This window comes from Corynebacterium rouxii, assembly GCF_902702935.1.
Lineage (GTDB): Bacteria > Actinomycetota > Actinomycetes > Mycobacteriales > Mycobacteriaceae > Corynebacterium > Corynebacterium rouxii.
Genome location: NZ_LR738855.1, coordinates 62,649 through 79,053 on the forward strand (window position 1 = coordinate 62,649; position 16,405 = coordinate 79,053).

Sequence of the window (16,405 nt, forward strand, 5' to 3'; positions counted from 1 at the left end):
CAATGCCTATTGGAGCCGCCAAGAACAAAGTGGAAAAAGCTGAACCAGTTAAAGTCGATAGTGCTATCAGAGCAAAGCAAACGACGAAGAAAGCCACGAGAAAGGCTACCCAGAAGACCGCAGCGTCAGCACTTAAAGGATTTGAAGAACGCGCAACGACGTTGCGCATCTACGTCAAAAACGCCGACTATCTCAAAGAACTGAAGATGGCTGCACTTGAAGATGACACCAGTCTGAGCCAGCTTTTTGAGGACTGGTCAATGGACTGGTTATCTAGCCGCAAGAAGTAGGCATATGAACCTATAGGCATAAGTGTCTATGGCTACAGTATTTTTATCTATGTACTGCAGTAACGCCTTAACGCCACAGCAATAGCGTTGCAACGCTATTGCTGGCAAACGGGGCAAAAGTAACGGTAATGTTATATCCCTGCAAGTAGTGCATGATAACGGTGTTATTCTGGCCGAAGACATTAACTAAAAAATGAACGCCCGACGGGATCCAAGCCGTCGAGCGTTCGCTTATCACCCAGTTCGCAGCTGGGAGAAAGCATGGTCATGAGTTTAGCTAATCTTCGGCAGATAGACACAGCCGAAGCGTGTGTCATCTCGCATGTTTCCAATCTAGGCGTATGTGGTGGACTTTACGACACTCCGGCAAGTGCCACTGACCGGGACTTCCTACGCGAGCATCTCGGTAGTGAGGTACTGCACGCCAGCAAAACCCGTAGGTTTTCGCACGCCTATTACACGGTGACAAACGAGGAGACCGGCGAGCAGGTCACAAAACCACGTATGTACCGCGTGACTTCTGCTGCCTTTACCACGTGCCAGTACGTCATGCTGACGAAGGTCAAGCGTGCCGCCGTGATCGTTGTAGACATTGACCAGCCAGGCACTGAAGGAGGTCACCCATCGAATCTTGCTGTCGATGTGCGTACTAAATTAGCTGCACTGGTATCTAAGGGGATAGGGCCTGCATGGGTTGGCATCAATCCTCAATCGGGGAAGGCTCAGGCGTTGTGGTTGATTGATCCTGTCTACGCTGATGCATCCGGTAAGTCTCGGAACATGGGTTTGCTCGCGTCTACGACCCGTGCATTGGGAGAAATGCTGGATCACGACCCGCATTTTAGTCACCGCTTTAGTCGTAATCCGTTCTATGAGGGCAATGATCCGACCGCTTACAAATGGTATCGCCAGCACAACCACGTGATGCGGCTAGGAGATCTAATTAAGGAGGTTCGCGCTATGTCAGGACAGTTGCAGTATGAAAAGACCCGTCAGCAGTTCACCAGCGGGCGCGAGTTGATTACTGCCGTTAAAACCCGCAGGGAAGAAGCCCAGGCGTTTAAGTTTTCCCCGCGCTAGCGGGGATGAGCCGGCGACAACACCATTGTGCGGACAGCCAGCGGGTTTTCCCCGCGCTAGCGGGGATGAGCCCAATCTATAAAGCTCTACTGCGACCCTTACCTACATCAGGAGGCCGATACCCATGATCACACATTTCACCATTCGAGCAGCCCATGAAGAACTCGGCCGCCCCACCGACGACACCACCATCATCGCAGTATATGAACAATTCCGAGAGGAACTCACCGCCCGCAGCACCAAAATCTTCTTTGCACTATCCGACCGATGGGATAAAGACCACCCAGAAGCAAACCATCTTCGCCCTGGCGAAGTCACAGGAGAACTCCATCTCAAATCCATACACAGAGCACAAGAAGAAATCATGGACGAATGGTTCAACGAACCCATTCGCGAAATTATGGCGCAACGTGGCGAAAACGGCGAAGACGGCTGGTAGCATATTATCTTGCTCTTTTTATTGAACCCCTTGAGCACTAAAGCTACGACCGATTACGCTACACACCGTTGGACGGGATAAAACCATTACCCTTTCCTCCTAGAGAAAGCGCGAGGCTGCTACCACCATCAAAAATTGGTAGAAGCCTCGCGCACCGGTTTTTTACTGACCCACAAGCATCACCACCAGCTCAATAACCGCCGTAATAATTTTTATTATGTCTCCCCACGTTTTAAGTGGAAGGCTCCAGTGCAGGCGCTTTTTCTGTTTTCCCCGCGCTAGCGGGGATGAGCCGGGCTTGTTGAGCTGGAGATGGGACTTGAACCCGTTTTCCCCGCGCTAGCGGGGATGAGCCGACTGCGGGGAGAAACCGCAGAAGAAATCATGGCAATAGACGTCAATCAATGATTTAGTCAACAGCAACGCCGGCGGGTTCAGGAAAGATGGATTCAAGCAGCAACCGAGACAAAACAACGACTGGAACGACTATGACTACCCGTGTAAAAATGCCCCGCAATGGTCACACAGTAAAAGAGGCTGCAAAGATAACAGGACTTTCAACAGCAACGATTATTCGTTGGACTTCGGAGCCGAGAGAGGATTATCTCGCGAGAGCAGATGAAAAGCGACGCCGAGTCCGCGAACTGCGCAGTAAGGGGCTCTCTATCCGCACCATTGCTCAGGAAACCGGTTATAGCGTTGGAACGGTTCACCGATACATCAAGCAATCTCAGGTCGCCTAACTGGTCCATTCCCCTATAAACCTTTCCCAAAAACCTAGGTAGCCGCCAGTTAATACAATACACTGTCGAATGTGTTAAAAATCACACATCATATTTTCGTATTACATACCTTATAGGTAAGGCTCGAGTTTTACGGAGAAAGAAATGAAGACATCAAGACGGATCAGCATCGCAGCTGTATCTCTTGCAACCTCTGTTTTAGCGGTCTCAGCATCTATCGCAGATTCCCAGGAAACCCAAGGCGTTAAGGTCATTGAAAGCCAAATCCTCACAGTTAATGAAAGAAGAGAGCCTACGTTGGGAATGGTCACATTTGACACCACAAGCGCGCCCCCGTCAGGCAAAATCACCACCTATAAAATTCGTGGCTTGCCTGGTTCCACAACGGAACAAGTTGGCGGAGGAACATGGACTTATGGATGGAATCTGATTAATGCATCAACGAGGCAGTGCTTTTCTCGTTACATACACAGGTCAAAGAGCCATACAGCTACAGCAATCATGGGCGGAGTCACACGAAGCTCAACAGCACGTTCTGAATCTTGGGCTTCTGCAGAAGTAGTTGGGGAGCTAACGTCAGGAACCTGCAACGCCTACTGGTCGACGCAGTAATTTAAAGGAACGCGTAGGACTAGTCCTACGCGTTCCTCCGTATTTCAGGAAGAATCTTCTCTGCCAATTCTTCAGCAAGGTCTAACAACGCATTTCTTTCATTCTGGAAGATCCTCTCCTCCAGATACGGCAGTCCTTGAGTTTCCTCACCAGATAAAGAATCAAGTTGTAGAAGAAAACCCTCCACCTCACGGAGGGAATGAATTGCCTTTTCAACGCGTTTTTCAAGGTTTTTAGCGTCTTCTTTTTCCATATCCACATATTACTTAATTGGATTCTCACCAGCGCGAATTTCATGCGAAAGACCGACTGCAATTGATGGATATCTTCCCTGTAGCAGTCTCAGATGAACATCTGCAAGACGTGTGCTGATCTTTTGGGGTTGCTTTCTTGAACCTGGGCAAAACAGAACGCGACACACAACCGAAACCACGCTTGAGCGAGTCAGCGCGGCAATTATGGCAATGCTGGCGCACACAAGGCGCACGCGCGATGTGCTTGCCCCAACACTCATGTGCGCCACTAGCCAAGGGCGCACTTGCGCCCGCGGCAGAATTTCATAGCGCACGATAGCGCACGCTGTTTTCGGGGTGAGGGTAAATATGCGCAGCCTGACCAACGAAGAGAGCACTACACGCTCACGGCGACGGCGGGCGCTGTTGACGACGCGGACGCGCACCAAAGACCACACCGGCATCATCCGGCTCTCCCACACCTAATCGCGGGCGACGCAACACCGGCCGATCCTCCGGCGACACCACAGAGACATCCTGTGCACCTCCGTGCGCCTTCGGGGTCGTCGCACGCCTTGCAGGGGGGCAGCGGGGGAGGCCGGTGGGCCGAGGATAGCAGATTTAGCTAGTGCGGATGCCCAGAAACCCCCCCGTGCGCCTTTAGCGTCTGGTCATAAGACGGGGCCATACCGTCGGACCACACGAGTCAAAAGCACTCACACAGGCCTACATCGAGGCCAACCCCACAGTGCTGCAATCGCTCATCATCACCGACTATGACGGCGGGATGGCCGACGAACTTCCCGGACTTCCGTCCCCGTCATGGACCGCGCTAACCCCCCACACACACGCTCCGGACACATCGTCTACGTGCTTGGAGCCCCTGTCTGCCTGTCCAACGCAGCACATCGATGACCGGTCAATTTACTCGCCCGCATCGAAGCAGGACTGACGAAAGTACTCGGTGGTGATCCAGCCTTCGCCGGGCGCATCACCAAAACCCCACAAACTATAAAGCTCACCTTCCACTGTGGGGCGATGGAAAAGCCGTCTATGGACTCAAAGAACTCGCTAAAGCGCTCTCCGATATCGACGCACTACCGCGCTACGACGATCACAAAGCTCTCACCGTCACCGGCGTCGGACGCAATGTTGGTCTGTTCGAATACCTGTGAAAATGGGCATACCCCAGACGTGGCTCCTACGGCACCAGCACACAAGGTCAAACCGATTGGGAAGCTGTCGTGCATGACCGCGCTGTCGTACGCAACGAAGACAAAATCGCCAACGACTACACACGCGGAGCACTCTCATCAAACGAAGTACTGCATATCGCCAGATCAGCCAGTCGATGAACCTGGTGCAACATCGAGCGTTTTCTCCGCGCTAGCGGGGATGAGCGGTTGAGTCGCGGCGTTGGCGATTCGGTGGCTATGACTGCGCTTATTGTTCGGTTGAGTTTTTGGCCGGCAGTCATCAAGTTTCCTACTGTGTGGGTAATTGTTGGTTTATTGTTGGTGCCCAACGCAGTCGTGATGTCGCATAAAATCTTCGCGGCCCCCCTCGTCGTAGCGTCCCACCCGCGTTCGTCACGGACTGACTGTAGGAGCAAGAAGGAGGGCAATGTGAAAGCAGAGAACCTATGGAGAGCTCCTAGTTGTTTGTATGCACGGTGTTGTGTGTATGGGCGTAGTAAAGAGTCCGTGGCGGTCAGTCGAAGTTAGGATCTCGCTTTGCCCGCACGGCGTACCGGTCGGTCAGGATCTTTTTACATACGAGAAGCCTTAGAAAAACATCTTGACGAGCTTGAGTACGTCTATGGCGTTCGCAGCGAGTATGAAGCTATTCGACGCGGAGAGCTGGAGACAATCAGATTGGACGAGGTAGAGCGTGACCTCTTGGACGGTTGAGTTTTCTCCGCGTGCTGCTAAAGAGCTTTGGACGCTTGACCGGCCAGTTCAAAAGCGCATTGTTGCGTATCTTCGAGAAATCTCTACTCTGCCCAATCCGCAAATGCGTGGTAAGGCGTTAACCGGCAACTGGGCGGGTTTTTGGCGTTGGTGTGTGGGGGATTACCGCCTCGTTGCAGCTATTGAAGATGATCGTGTTGTCATTGTTGTTGTTTCCATTGGTCACCGATCTCAGGTTTACGACGACTAAACAAGAAGAGTTTAGCCCCTATGTGCTAACGCACAGGGGAACCGTATGTCACCTTTTTAGGTTATTGATTGTCTTCTTCATAACCCGCGTCATAATCTCAACGAGGTGCCACCCCTGTGTGGTCGTCAGATAATGGCTAGGTGTGTGCGTGGGTATGTCGCCCAGTCATAGATTGGTATCTATGATACCAATGCCTTGAGGTGCGCTACAAGCAGCGAACGCAAAGTATTAGCCAAAATGGGACGTGGGGGTGATCGGAAGGTTGTTAGGTGCTGGAAAATCGATCACAAGGGGGACTATGCACAAAGCTGATTAAATGTTATGAAAAAAAGACCTACTGCAAAAAGTGTGCGGAGGGTCAGAGCACTCGGGTACGAATTCAGATGCTTGTCGGTGACATATATGTGCAAACGGGAAAGATTCTGACCCGTAAACAAATCGTGCACGAAACAGGAACGTTGAGGGTAACTGTTACACGGCGCTTGGCAGCATTGAGAGAATAAGGTTTATTCCCTGAAAAATAAGGGCTCACGCTATAAGTATTTCCCGCACCAGCGGGGGTGAATCCTTTATTAGGAAGTTTGGAAACTGGACCGCCGTGATTCCCTGTGTTGGCAGGGGATGAATCTTTGTCCAAGAACAGGTTTTTGGATCTGTGCTTTTCATTCAGAGAAATCAGCAAATGATGGAGTACTAAAAAATTTTAAAAACTAACGCTTAATATCTTTAACATGTAAGCTGTAGGGAAGGTGCTTCCCAATTTGGAAGTTTTGACACAATCAGGAAGGAGTTGGTGGTGGTTTCGTTACTGGAGATCCGCTGGATTCTGGCTCTTGATACTCAAGGTAACCAGATTTCAGTTGGAATACGAGATATTTTCGCGGGGGAGGTGCAGGTTGCCTATATTCAGGGGGAGTCCCCAGCTCAAGACTATGCAGTGATGCGGCTTTTGCTGGCTATTTTCTGGCGTGCCCATTCCATGGATATCGACATGGACGTGGAACCTTTTGATTTCCTTGAATGGTTCAACAAGATGAGACGTCGTCTTGCTCGAAAAGGGAAAGATCAGGTCGTCCTAGACTATTTGGATCGTTATGCTGATCGCTTCGATCTTTTTGATGCAAAAGCTCCCTTTATGCAGGTAGCGGGTCTTCATATGGCATCGGGTGGGTATAGACATATAACGACGATCATTCCGGAAGCGCAAAATGAGTATTTCAGTATGCGTGGAGGGAAAGAACGCGACTCTGTTTCGATCGAAGAAGCTGCGCGCTGGCTAGTTTATGCACAAGCTTTTGACTACAACGGTATTAAATCGGGTGCTGTGGGAGACTCGCGCGTCAAAGGTGGAAGAGGTTACCCAATTGGTACCGGCTGGACTGGTATGACGGGCGGCACCTTAGTCAAAGGTGAGGATCTTCTCGACACTCTACTGTTGAATACCACTCTGGAAACCTTGAATGACCCCGAAGACCGCCCCGTGTGGGAGCGTACTGCGTACGGGCCAGATGAAAGGGCTGTGGTTGGAGAGAACTCGCAACCTCAAGGCCCTGCAGATTTAGCTACATGGCAGTCACGTAGGATCCGGTTGATACCCGAAGGGGATCGAGTCGTAGGAGTAATTGTCTGTAACGGGGACAAGATACCGGACGCTGGTGCCAATGTGCTAGATGATCCGATGACCCCATATCGTTTCTCCGCGAATAAGTCGAAAAAAGACCATGATGTTTACTATCCACGTCCTTATGACGTAGAGCGAACAATGTGGAAAGCGCTAGATGCCTTAGTCGTTGCAGAAACTGATGGCGGTTTTAGTGCTAAAGAAAAGGCTCCTAAGCGGCCGAAAAACCTTGCTAGCCTGGCGGAATTGGCTGTACAAAAGGCCAATGTTCCAGCAGTGCTGAATGTGGATCTGGTTTCTGTGGAGTACGGTCCGCATGCATCGTCGGTAGCAACTACCTATGCTTCTCGCATGAGCATGCCGGTAGTTTTGCTCCTGACGGAAGCGAAACATCTGCGAGGAAAAGTGCGCGAGATTGCTCGTGCAACCACACAATCTGCAGTGGCTTTAGGGCAGTTTTCAGGAAATCTACTCGACGCGGCTGGTGGGGAATATGCATTCCAACCTGCGATAACAGATCGTGTGTTAGCGGAACTGGAGCCGAGATTTAATGACTGGCTTGAGCGGTTGCGTGATATTTCACCAGAACAAGCAATTCAAGAGAACGAATCGTTGACGGATCTGGAGAAAGCCTGGCAGCACACGGCGCGGTCAATCATTGATCAGCATGCGCGGATTTTATTGCGCGGTGCTGGTCCCAAGGCATTGGCAGGACGAATTCAGTATCGCGACGCTGATGACCATAAAGGACGAGTGGTATCGGCAGCTGGCTATTACCGAATGCTGCAGCGGAAACTCGATGAGGTGCTTCCTCTAACAGTAAGAAAACAAGAAAAGGAAGGAGAGTAAACCATGGCGGAAAACAAAGATGCCCTTCGCGCTGCAGTGGGGGCGACATGTCATAGGTTGCAAGAGGCCTACCTAGGTGATCGGAATTCGGCACGACATCACAGTGCTCGCGCTACCTTGGCAGAGTTACGTCACGGTGCCACTGTGGATATCAGGAAAAATCCACTGGGCCTAGAAAAAGTGTTGTTTGCAATGGCAGGGGATTTTTCTGACCGTCTAGTTGGACATGGGGATAATCCATCGCCCTCTGAAGAAGCAGCTTTTGTGGCACTCACACTGTTCGGTGTGCATATGCAGTCTGCTACATCACCAGTGCATATTCCACAAGTGAGTTTTGCTTCTGCGTGTGGTCGACTTCATTCGTTGGGAACTTCGGATTCAATCAAGCCACGTGTCGACGCCATGCTTTTAGCCTCCCAGGAACAAGCACGATTGGTTCACATTCGATCGTTGGTGACACTCCTACGGGCTAACAACATTGGATTTGACTACGGACTTTTAGCACGTGATTTGCGTGCCCTTAATGATCCAAAGAAACGCGCTGGCATTCAGCTTCGATGGGGACGGGATTTTGCCATTGGGCATTTCCGTAACTCCAATTCCACTACTAACTCCACTCAAACTGCTTAGAGAAAGGCATCATCATGACTCTCGTTGTAGACATTCACGCACTTCAAACCGTTCCTCCTAGCCTGATCAACCGTGACGATATGGGAGCTCCCAAAACAGCAATTTTTGGTGGTGTTCCACGTCAGCGCGTTTCCTCCCAATCATGGAAGCGGGCAGTTCGACGTTTCTTTGAAGACGAGATTGATAAGAGCACCGTGGGCTTGCGGTCGCGCAAACTTCCAGAAAACATCGTCAGTCGTGCGATCGCACTAGGTAGCGACCTCACCGAAGATCAGATTCTCGATGGTGTGCGTCAGCTGTTTAAAGCCGCAAAGATTTCACTCGTTGAGCCAAAAGCACCTAAAAAGGGCGAAGAATTGCCAGAGGATGCAGAAAAGTATCCCACCACCGGTTACCTCCTTTTCCTGAGCCCATATCAGCTAGATCGTGCTGCTCAGGCTGTTGTGGACAAGAATGGTGAGAAGTTCACCAAGGCTGAAGCGGAAGACATCCTAGACACCAAGCACTCCGTTGATATGGCACTGTTTGGCCGCATGCTTGCCGACGCCCCTGCGTACAACATTGATGCATCAGTGCAGGTTGCACACGCTATTAGCGTCCATGAATCGCAGCCAGAATTCGACTATTTCACAGCTGTCGATGATGTTGTAGAAGATGCTGAAGAAACCGGCGCAGGCATGATCGGTACTACCCAGATGATGTCCTCAACCCTGTATCGCTTTGCCACTGTCAATGTTGATGGTTTGGTAAAAAATCTAGAAAATACGGAACTGGCCCATGAGGCAGTTCGCATGTTCATCCGAGCTTTCGCAGAGTCTATGCCTACCGGTAAACAGAACTCTTTTGCCAATAACACGCTTCCTGAGCTGATGTACGTTGCTGTTCGCGATACCCGCTCCGTATCTCTGGTCAATGCATTCGAAGAGCCAGTCGCGGCAGTTGACGGAAGTCGTCGACAAGCAGCTGCCACGGCCCTTGCTCGTGAAGAACGTGACGTTGAGGAAGCTTATGGAATGAAGCCACTCGCCTCATTCGTGGTGGCACTCGGTGAATTGGGAACAGACTTCGAAGAACTAGCGGAAAAAGTGACGCTCACAGAGTTGGGCGAAGCAGTCATTCGTACTTTAGCCGCTCAGGAAGCGAAGTAACTTCATGTCCTATTCACTTCTACTGCTGCTGAAAGGGCCTTTGCAGTCATGGGGTGATGAGTCTCGCTATAACACACGCGCTACCGGAAACACTCCAAGTAAATCTGGGGTTATTGGGTTGCTTGCAGCAGCACAAGGCCGGCAGCGCACAGACAGTATTGAAGACCTCGTCGCACTCGACTTCGCGGTCCGAGTAGATCAATCGGGCACGCTCCTGCGGGACTATCAGACAGCGCAGCCATGGCAAAAGGCTCCTAAAGCTAACGCAAGCCTCGTAACACGGCATTTTCTTAGCGACGCAGCATTCGTTGCTGCAATTGGCTCTGAAGATAAAGAACTTTTGGAAGGACTCCAAGGGTATCTGCGGCAACCTACTTATCCGCTGTTCTTAGGACGGCGTTCATGCCCTGCTCCAGTTAATTTGGATTTGGGTATTGTGGATAAGCCCGTCGTGGAGGCTCTGATGGCTCACGATACTTGGCACGCAACCTCTGCTCACCAGCAGGAACGTTCTAGGGATGTTGAGCTTCCTATTTATCGTGATGGTAAGCCAGGCGAGCACGGTGTTCCTCGGCAAGACGTTCCGTTGTCATTTGCTCAAGAACATCGTCGATACGGATGGCGCACTGTTGTTTATGCAGGATCGAAGAGCATTGTGAACGAAAAGGGCACGGCTAATGATCCATTCTTTGAGGCGGTGATTTCGTAACATGGCCACTTTTACCAAAGTGCTGATTAACCCAGCACGCAGACAGGGGCGTAAGTACCTAACCAACCCCCATATGCTGCATGCCGCGGTTATGCATGGGTTCCCACCGGACTGCGATACCAGCACCGAACGAATCCTGTGGCGTCTTGATGAGCGCGGTCACGAGCATATTTTGTATGTGGTGGGTCCAGAAAAACCTACTATCGACCACATCGTGGAAGAAGCCGGCTGGGATGTTCGACCGCCACAATCCGCTGATTACGATCGGATGCTTTCTCAGCTCACCAAGGGGCAGAAATGGAATTTCGAGTTGGTAGCCAATCCAACTCATACCATTCCTGTTCAGGGCGGAAAGCGTGGAAAAGTAGTTGCACATAGTACAGCTGCTACGCAGTTGGAATGGCTGCATCGTAAAGCCGAATCAATGGGAGTCAGTTTTGGAACCCTTGAGAACAGCAGCGCTCAAGTGGTTGGCAAAAAGACCCTAGATTTTCATCGCTCTCGTCCCAATGGTGAAAAGGGAAATCGCGTCCATCTGGTTACTGCTCGTTTCTCTGGCCAGTTGGAGGTAGTTGACTCAGATAAATTGCGTGCAACACTTATTGGTGGTGTGGGTCGTGCTAAAGGCTACGGCTGTGGTTTATTAACGCTCGCGAGAGGCTAATAAACCATGTCTGCCACCCCTAGCCAGAGCCCATTAGATCGCTTGCTACTTCCGCGAATGGAAAGTCGATTGTCCTTCCTTTATGTGGAAAGAGCTGTGATCAATCGTGATGGAAATGCGCTGACGATTAAAGATCAGCGCGGAATCGCTCATGTCCCAGCAACTCAACTAGCAGTTGTTTTGCTGGGGCCAGGCACCAAAGTGACGTATGCGGCGATGGCATTACTTGGCGACGCCGGCGCTTCCGTTGTGTGGGTAGGGGAGAAGGGGGTGCGCTATTATGCACATGGTCGACCACCTGCCAAAACATCTCGTTTTGCAGAAGCTCACGCTCGACTATGGAGTAATCAGCGCACTCGCCTTCGATGTGCACGACGCATGTATGACATGCGCTTCCCAGGAGAGGAAATCTCGCAGCTATCTCTGGCGCAACTTCGCGGCAGAGAAGGTGCCAGAATGAAGAAAATCTATGCCGCAGAAGCGCAACGCACAGGTGTGGTGTGGACACGTAGAAACTATGATCCTCAAGATTTTGAATCAGGTGACCCCATTAATCGTGCGCTTACCGAAGGATCGGCTGCTTTATATGGCATTGCCCACGCGGTGATCGTAGCTCTTGGTTTTATCCCTTCTCTCGGGATCGTACACACAGGAACTGACCGTGCTTTTGTCTATGACATTGCAGATCTCTATAAGGCAGAAATCTCCATTCCTGCAGCTTTTGAAGCAGTCGCGGCTATTCCTTCGGGCGACGATCTTAATGTGCGCGCACGAATTCGTGACAAGGTTGTGAGCACCCGATTGATGCAGCGGATGGTTCATGATCTTCAAGATCTCATGGAGATCCCAAAAGAAGATGCCTATTCCGATGTTGATCTCATGCTGTGGAGTGAACTTGAGGTCATTGCTGCTGGTGTGAACTGGTCAGCAGAAAGATTTTGAGCCACCATGATTGTTCTTGTTGTTTCCGCCGTACCAGCTGGTCTTCGTGGAGATCTTACAAAATGGCTCATGGAGATCTCCCCTGGTGTTTTTGTAGGTAATCCCAGTGCTCGAATTCGGGATCTGTTGTGGGAGCGAACCACTGAGCTCAGCAAGGACGGGCGTGCACTGTTGATTTACTCGAGTAATAACGAGCAAGGCATGGAATACAGAACACATCGGCATGAATGGGAGCCCACAGATTTTGATGGGTTGACGCTGATGATGCGCCCAGACAACACGAAACCCAGTTCGTATCAACGTCGAACTGGGTGGTCTATTGCGCGAAACGTTAGGAAGAATCGCGGGAAGTAGGAAGCGCCTAACGCCATCCCATGGTCATGAGCAGGCCGATGATGAAGAGTCCGAAGCCGATGCCGTAGTTCCATGGGCCGAGTTCGGTCATGAAGGAGATGTCTTGGCCTGCTAGGTAGTTAACGATCAGCCAGAGTAGTCCGGCGAGGATGAGGCCGAACATGATGATTTTGTACCACAGTGGGGTGCCCGTGGAGTTGATTTTCACGGGGGTGCGGTTTGCGGTGGAACCAGCGGTGTAAGCGGTGGAGCTGTGGTTGATCTTTGACTTTGGCATCGTGGGGTGTCCTTGTTGGTTTGTAAGTTTCTAAGAGTTTATCAATCTATCAGGTTAGCGCCAGCCGCCGCACGAGCAGCGCTGGTGCTACTGGCAGCACCAGCAGCGTTAACTGCTAGTGCTGTGCTGGTGGCACGAGTGCCGTAAGGTTGAATTCGTAGAGGCGAATTTCAATAGGTGCGTCTTTGCGCAGTGCTGTGCCTGGGGTTGGTAGTTGTGAGGCGATCAGGTTTTGGTCGGTCACAGCTACGGTGGGCACTTTCGCTGCTTGGTTGAGTCGGGAGGCGTTGCCGTTCCAGCCAGCGTCGTGCAGGATGCGCACTGCGTCGCCAATTGTTTGGCGGGTGATGTCTGGGACGGTGAACATTGCCCCGTTGGAGATCTGTACTGTGACGCCAGAGCCCTTAGGTATTTCGGCGCCTTCGTCTGGTACGGCGATCACGGTTCCGGCTGGTTCGACGGAATCAACGCGGACGACTTCGGGTTTGAAGCCTAGGGAGGTTAGGTTGCCTTCGGCTTGGTCCCATTTCATGCCGGTGATCACGGGAACGCGGACTGCTTCTACACCGGTGGAGACAGTAATGGATACCTTGGACCCACGGGATACCTGAGAACCGGCTGCGGGGGAGACTTCGATGATTTCGCCCTTGGGGACGGTGTCGGAGGAGTCTTCACGCACGGTGGGGTCGAGAAGCAGACCGGCGGCTTCGAGGATCTTAACCGCGTCGGCGGTATTCTTACCGCTGAGGTCGGGAACCTCAGTGATCTCTTTACCGGAGGAAATGGTGAGGCGCACAGTAGAGTTGCGCTGCACGTTGGAACCATCGGTGGGGTTGGTGCGAATAACCTTACCGCGAGGAATATCAGGGTTGGGTTCTTCGATCACATTGACCTGTAGTCCTAGCTTTTCCAGCTGGTTCACAGCATCCTGCTGCGTGGAGTTTTGCAGCTTAGGGATGGTCACGGTGGATCGCTGAGAAAACGGTCCGCCACCAAAATAGTCAATGGCAAAGCCGGCACCCACAGCCAAGACGAGTACTGCTAAAATAGCGGCGAGAATCCGCAGGCCACGGTTGGATGATCGTGGTGCAGCATGCGCACCACCGGAACCGGTCACCGCAGCCGAACCAGTTACGGCACCGGCAGGAACCACACCAGCACCAATGCCAGCACCAGCCTCGGCGTGATCCAACTCAGTCACCTGGGTTACTGGAACCACGGTGGTAGACGCTGGGTCTTGGGTAGCAAAGCTGGTCGGCGTGACATAGTGGCGTGCCGCGTCGGTGACCGCATTGCGCTCAAGGCGTTCAAGATCCGCGCACATTTCTTGTGCGGTCTGGTAGCGATCACCAGGGTGCTTAGCCATGGCAGTAAGCACAACAGCATCGACGTTAATTGCTGCGGTAGGCGAGAGGTCAGCGATGTATTCGCTGGGCTTTACGGGGTCTTCCTGTACGTGTTGGTAGGCAACAGCGAAGGGGGTTTCGCCCTCGAAAGGTGGTTTACCAGTGAGGGTTTCATAAAGCACACAGCCTAGGGCGTAGACATCGGAGCGGGCGTCGGCAAGCTTTCCGCGTGCCTGCTCTGGTGAGAGGTACTGGGCGGTGCCGATCACTGCGGAGGTCTGCGTCATGGCGCTGGTGGCGTCGTCAAGCGCGCGTGCGATACCAAAGTCCATGATTTTGACCGCGCCGGTGTTGGTGATCATCACGTTCGCGGGTTTGATGTCGCGGTGAATAATGCCAGCATCGTGGCTGACCTGCAGCGCATGGCACACAGGGATCAAAGTATGTGCCGCCTGGCTAGGTGTTAGCGGGCCATCCTCGCGAACAATGTCACGCAGGGTGCGGCCGTTGACCAGCTCCATCACAATGTAAGGAGTGTTCAACCCAGCCCGTGGAGTTTCACCGGTGTCGTACACCGCGACGATCGCAGGGTGGTTGAGCTTGCCGGAATTTTGAGCCTCCCTACGGAAGCGCTCGCGGAAGTTCACATCCCGTGCTAAGTCGGCACGCAGCATTTTTACCGCGACCTTGCGGCCGAGAAGAACATCGGTGGCCTCATACACCTCAGACATGCCACCAGTACCGATGACGTCGCCAAGGCGATAGCGGTCGGCTAGAACGATATCGGTCACTGGGCACCTCCTTGGTTGAGCTTGTTCAGATTCTCGATCAAAGAATCGAGAGTATCGGGAGCGGGTGATTCGGCAGGCTGATCAGCATCCTGCGTAGGCGCATGTGGCGCATGCGAGCTGGGGCGACCATTATGCGACGGGCGCACCGAAGGCAACTGGTGAGCCGACGTTGGACGCGACTCGTCAGGAGTACGCTCCGTTTCACTCGGAGTTGGCTCCGGGCTCGACGTAGGCAACGGCTCGGGGATCACAGTAGTGATTTGCGGTGTGGGAGTCTCCGTCACGGTAGCCGTCACAGGAGGTGGCGGAACCGAGGACTCTGAGCTTTGCGGCGTTTTATCAAAAAGATCATCAAACATGCCCTGACTTGCAGCCCACGCAGCAGTACCCAGCAACAATGCGGCCAACGCGCCAACCACAATGCCGGCCCCCCAACCACTAGATTGCTTCTCCGGCTCCTGGCGGGGTGTGCCAGCAGGAATCACCGTCGATGCCGGATACGCGGCAGCGGCAGCGGAAGCAGCAGGCACTTGGCCGGTAGCCGGAATAACCGTCGTAGGTTGCGCAGTAGCGCCCAGCGCATAAGTGGATTCCGTGGGGGCCGGCTGCGGCGCAATGTGCTGCAATGGTGCGGACTTAGGCTGTGGCGGGCGCTGCCCCATGCGGGTAGCAGAAACCGCCAACGCCAGCTCGTTGCCATCAGCATAACGGTGGGCCGGATCCTTGCGCAGCGCAATGCCGATCAACTCGCGCGCTGGGGCGGACACACTAGTGGGCATAGCCGGTGGCGCTTGGTTGATGTGGGCGATAGCCACGGAGACTGAGGAGTCGCCGTTGAAGGGGCGCTGACCCACCAGCATCTCGTATCCCACAACGCCGAGGGAGTAGACGTCGGTAGCTGCGGTAACATCGCGGCCCTGCGCCTGCTCTGGGGAGACATACTGGGCGGTGCCTACCACCATGCCCGTTCGGGTCAGTGGTACTGCTGCGGCTGCTTTGGCGATACCGAAGTCGGTAATTTTTACCTGGCCGTTTTGGGTAATCAAAAGGTTGCCAGGTTTGATGTCGCGGTGGACCATGCCCATACGGTGGATGATGGATAGTCCGTGGGCTGCCTGCTCGAGAACGTCGAGAGCAAGTTCTTCTTCGAGGCGACCTTTGCGTGCCAGCATGTCGGCGAGGGATTCGCCGCGAACGTATTCCATCACAATGAAGCACAGGGTGCGGCCCATGTCGTCGGTGACTTCGCGGTAGTCGTAGGTGCGCACCACGTTGTCGGAGTCGATGTGCTCGCTGGCGAGTGCCTCGTTGCGGAAGCGTGAGAGGAATTCTTCGTTGTCGGAGAATTCTGGGCGCAACACCTTGATGGCCACTTCGCGCTGGTTGCGGAGGTCGTCGGCAAGCCAAACCGTGGACATTCCACCGTTGCCCACCACCCATTGCAGGGCGTAGTCGGAACCGACGAGCGCCTGCAGTGCCGGATCAGGTGACTGTGATTGTGTCATGATGTCTCCCCT

The 16,405-nt window shown here is 52.9% G+C and carries 19 protein-coding genes; 14 read left to right on the forward strand and 5 right to left on the reverse strand.

Translation table 11 applies throughout. The features are described 5' to 3' along the window. The first annotated feature begins 2 nt into the window (after nucleotides 1-2). The 5 genes from CIP100161_RS00320 to CIP100161_RS00340 all read left to right on the forward strand — a co-directional run bounded on the left by CIP100161_RS00320 (nucleotide 3) and on the right by CIP100161_RS00340 (nucleotide 3,164). Entirely contained in the window at nucleotides 3-290 is a 288-nt protein-coding gene (locus CIP100161_RS00320) for a hypothetical protein (protein WP_155871140.1), read from the forward strand. A gap of 267 nt (nucleotides 291-557) precedes the next feature. Then, nucleotides 558-1,370 (forward strand): replication initiation protein, encoded by an 813-nt coding sequence (locus CIP100161_RS00325; protein ID WP_155871141.1) that lies wholly within the window; start codon nucleotides 558-560, stop codon nucleotides 1,368-1,370. A gap of 124 nt (nucleotides 1,371-1,494) precedes the next feature. Further along, nucleotides 1,495-1,809, forward strand: a complete 315-nt coding sequence (locus tag CIP100161_RS00330; RefSeq protein WP_155871142.1) for a hypothetical protein — start codon at nucleotides 1,495-1,497, stop codon at nucleotides 1,807-1,809. A 443-nt stretch (nucleotides 1,810-2,252) separates the two neighbouring features. Further along, complete coding sequence (locus CIP100161_RS00335; protein ID WP_174775767.1) at nucleotides 2,253-2,552, forward strand: helix-turn-helix domain-containing protein; 300 nt, start codon at nucleotides 2,253-2,255, stop codon at nucleotides 2,550-2,552. A gap of 144 nt (nucleotides 2,553-2,696) precedes the next feature. Then, nucleotides 2,697-3,164 (forward strand): lactococcin 972 family bacteriocin, encoded by a 468-nt coding sequence (locus CIP100161_RS00340; protein WP_155871143.1) that lies wholly within the window; start codon nucleotides 2,697-2,699, stop codon nucleotides 3,162-3,164. Nucleotides 3,165-3,189: 25 nt separating this feature from the next. Here CIP100161_RS00340 and CIP100161_RS00345 read toward each other — a convergent pair whose 3' ends face one another. Both CIP100161_RS00345 and CIP100161_RS00350 read right to left on the reverse strand, forming a co-directional pair. Then, complete coding sequence (locus CIP100161_RS00345; protein WP_155871144.1) at nucleotides 3,190-3,417, reverse strand: hypothetical protein; 228 nt, start codon at nucleotides 3,415-3,417, stop codon at nucleotides 3,190-3,192. 1,077 nt (nucleotides 3,418-4,494) lie between these two features. Further along, nucleotides 4,495-4,647: a hypothetical protein gene (locus CIP100161_RS00350; RefSeq protein ID WP_155871145.1), complete on the reverse strand. Its 153-nt coding sequence runs from the start codon at nucleotides 4,645-4,647 to the stop codon at nucleotides 4,495-4,497. A gap of 483 nt (nucleotides 4,648-5,130) precedes the next feature. Between CIP100161_RS00350 and relB the strand changes: the two genes are divergently transcribed. The 9 genes from relB to cas2e all read left to right on the forward strand — a co-directional run bounded on the left by relB (nucleotide 5,131) and on the right by cas2e (nucleotide 12,474). Beyond that, nucleotides 5,131-5,307, forward strand: coding sequence for a type II toxin-antitoxin system RelB family antitoxin (relB, locus tag CIP100161_RS12625; RefSeq protein WP_155871146.1), 177 nt, complete (start codon nucleotides 5,131-5,133; stop codon nucleotides 5,305-5,307). Continuing rightward, entirely contained in the window at nucleotides 5,288-5,557 is a 270-nt protein-coding gene (locus CIP100161_RS00360; protein WP_155871147.1) for a type II toxin-antitoxin system RelE family toxin, read from the forward strand. The genes relB and CIP100161_RS00360 overlap by 20 nt, the downstream gene beginning before the upstream one ends. A gap of 796 nt (nucleotides 5,558-6,353) precedes the next feature. Further along, nucleotides 6,354-8,027 (forward strand): type I-E CRISPR-associated protein Cse1/CasA, encoded by a 1,674-nt coding sequence (casA, locus tag CIP100161_RS00365; RefSeq protein WP_155871148.1) that lies wholly within the window; start codon nucleotides 6,354-6,356, stop codon nucleotides 8,025-8,027. A gap of 3 nt (nucleotides 8,028-8,030) precedes the next feature. Continuing rightward, nucleotides 8,031-8,657: a type I-E CRISPR-associated protein Cse2/CasB gene (casB, locus tag CIP100161_RS00370; RefSeq protein WP_014309766.1), complete on the forward strand. Its 627-nt coding sequence runs from the start codon at nucleotides 8,031-8,033 to the stop codon at nucleotides 8,655-8,657. 14 nt (nucleotides 8,658-8,671) lie between these two features. After that, nucleotides 8,672-9,805 carry a type I-E CRISPR-associated protein Cas7/Cse4/CasC gene (gene cas7e / locus CIP100161_RS00375; protein ID WP_155871149.1) on the forward strand — a complete coding sequence of 378 codons (1,134 nt, stop codon included), beginning with the start codon at nucleotides 8,672-8,674 and terminating at the stop codon, nucleotides 9,803-9,805. A 4-nt stretch (nucleotides 9,806-9,809) separates the two neighbouring features. Continuing rightward, a complete protein-coding gene (gene cas5e / locus CIP100161_RS00380) occupies nucleotides 9,810-10,514 on the forward strand; it encodes a type I-E CRISPR-associated protein Cas5/CasD (RefSeq protein ID WP_155871150.1) in 705 nt (234 codons plus the stop codon). Nucleotide 10,515: 1 nt separating this feature from the next. Further along, nucleotides 10,516-11,178, forward strand: a complete 663-nt coding sequence (gene cas6e, locus CIP100161_RS00385; protein WP_155871151.1) for a type I-E CRISPR-associated protein Cas6/Cse3/CasE — start codon at nucleotides 10,516-10,518, stop codon at nucleotides 11,176-11,178. Nucleotides 11,179-11,184: 6 nt separating this feature from the next. Then, on the forward strand, nucleotides 11,185-12,120 hold the full coding sequence (cas1e, locus tag CIP100161_RS00390) for a type I-E CRISPR-associated endonuclease Cas1e (protein ID WP_155871152.1): 936 nt from the start codon (nucleotides 11,185-11,187) through the stop codon (nucleotides 12,118-12,120). Nucleotides 12,121-12,126: 6 nt separating this feature from the next. Beyond that, nucleotides 12,127-12,474, forward strand: a complete 348-nt coding sequence (gene cas2e, locus CIP100161_RS00395; RefSeq protein WP_016830433.1) for a type I-E CRISPR-associated endoribonuclease Cas2e — start codon at nucleotides 12,127-12,129, stop codon at nucleotides 12,472-12,474. A 7-nt stretch (nucleotides 12,475-12,481) separates the two neighbouring features. On the opposite strand, the gene crgA is transcribed toward cas2e, so the two are convergent. The 3 genes from crgA to CIP100161_RS00410 form a co-directional block, all read right to left on the reverse strand. After that, the gene (gene crgA, locus CIP100161_RS00400) at nucleotides 12,482-12,751 is read right to left on the reverse strand and encodes a cell division protein CrgA (RefSeq protein ID WP_003849883.1); all 270 of its coding nucleotides are present in this window, start codon (nucleotides 12,749-12,751) and stop codon (nucleotides 12,482-12,484) included. A 115-nt stretch (nucleotides 12,752-12,866) separates the two neighbouring features. Continuing rightward, a complete protein-coding gene (gene pknB, locus CIP100161_RS00405) occupies nucleotides 12,867-14,828 on the reverse strand; it encodes a Stk1 family PASTA domain-containing Ser/Thr kinase (RefSeq protein WP_408609469.1) in 1,962 nt (653 codons plus the stop codon). 56 nt (nucleotides 14,829-14,884) lie between these two features. Further along, a complete protein-coding gene (locus CIP100161_RS00410) occupies nucleotides 14,885-16,393 on the reverse strand; it encodes a serine/threonine-protein kinase (protein WP_155871154.1) in 1,509 nt (502 codons plus the stop codon). Between the last annotated feature and the right edge of the window lie 12 nt (nucleotides 16,394-16,405).

Excerpts from the sequence above, each read along its gene's own strand:
- CIP100161_RS00335 (WP_174775767.1), top strand. The coding sequence starts at position 2,253 with ATGGATTCAAGCAGCAACCGAGACAAAACAACGACTGGAACGACTATG.
- cas1e (WP_155871152.1), top strand. The coding sequence starts at position 11,185 with ATGTCTGCCACCCCTAGCCAGAGCCCATTAGATCGCTTGCTACTTCCG.
- cas5e (WP_155871150.1), top strand. The coding sequence starts at position 9,810 with ATGTCCTATTCACTTCTACTGCTGCTGAAAGGGCCTTTGCAGTCATGG.
- CIP100161_RS00410 (WP_155871154.1), bottom strand. The coding sequence starts at position 16,393 with ATGACACAATCACAGTCACCTGATCCGGCACTGCAGGCGCTCGTCGGT.
- CIP100161_RS00340 (WP_155871143.1), top strand. The coding sequence starts at position 2,697 with ATGAAGACATCAAGACGGATCAGCATCGCAGCTGTATCTCTTGCAACC.
- CIP100161_RS00345 (WP_155871144.1), bottom strand. The coding sequence starts at position 3,417 with ATGGAAAAAGAAGACGCTAAAAACCTTGAAAAACGCGTTGAAAAGGCA.
- crgA (WP_003849883.1), bottom strand. The coding sequence starts at position 12,751 with ATGCCAAAGTCAAAGATCAACCACAGCTCCACCGCTTACACCGCTGGT.
- cas2e (WP_016830433.1), top strand. The coding sequence starts at position 12,127 with ATGATTGTTCTTGTTGTTTCCGCCGTACCAGCTGGTCTTCGTGGAGAT.
- cas6e (WP_155871151.1), top strand. The coding sequence starts at position 10,516 with ATGGCCACTTTTACCAAAGTGCTGATTAACCCAGCACGCAGACAGGGG.
- pknB (WP_408609469.1), bottom strand. The coding sequence starts at position 14,828 with ATGTCTGAGGTGTATGAGGCCACCGATGTTCTTCTCGGCCGCAAGGTC.
- CIP100161_RS00325 (WP_155871141.1), top strand. The coding sequence starts at position 558 with ATGAGTTTAGCTAATCTTCGGCAGATAGACACAGCCGAAGCGTGTGTC.
- cas7e (WP_155871149.1), top strand. The coding sequence starts at position 8,672 with ATGACTCTCGTTGTAGACATTCACGCACTTCAAACCGTTCCTCCTAGC.
- casB (WP_014309766.1), top strand. The coding sequence starts at position 8,031 with ATGGCGGAAAACAAAGATGCCCTTCGCGCTGCAGTGGGGGCGACATGT.
- CIP100161_RS00350 (WP_155871145.1), bottom strand. The coding sequence starts at position 4,647 with ATGCACGACAGCTTCCCAATCGGTTTGACCTTGTGTGCTGGTGCCGTA.
- CIP100161_RS00330 (WP_155871142.1), top strand. The coding sequence starts at position 1,495 with ATGATCACACATTTCACCATTCGAGCAGCCCATGAAGAACTCGGCCGC.
- CIP100161_RS00320 (WP_155871140.1), top strand. The coding sequence starts at position 3 with ATGCCTATTGGAGCCGCCAAGAACAAAGTGGAAAAAGCTGAACCAGTT.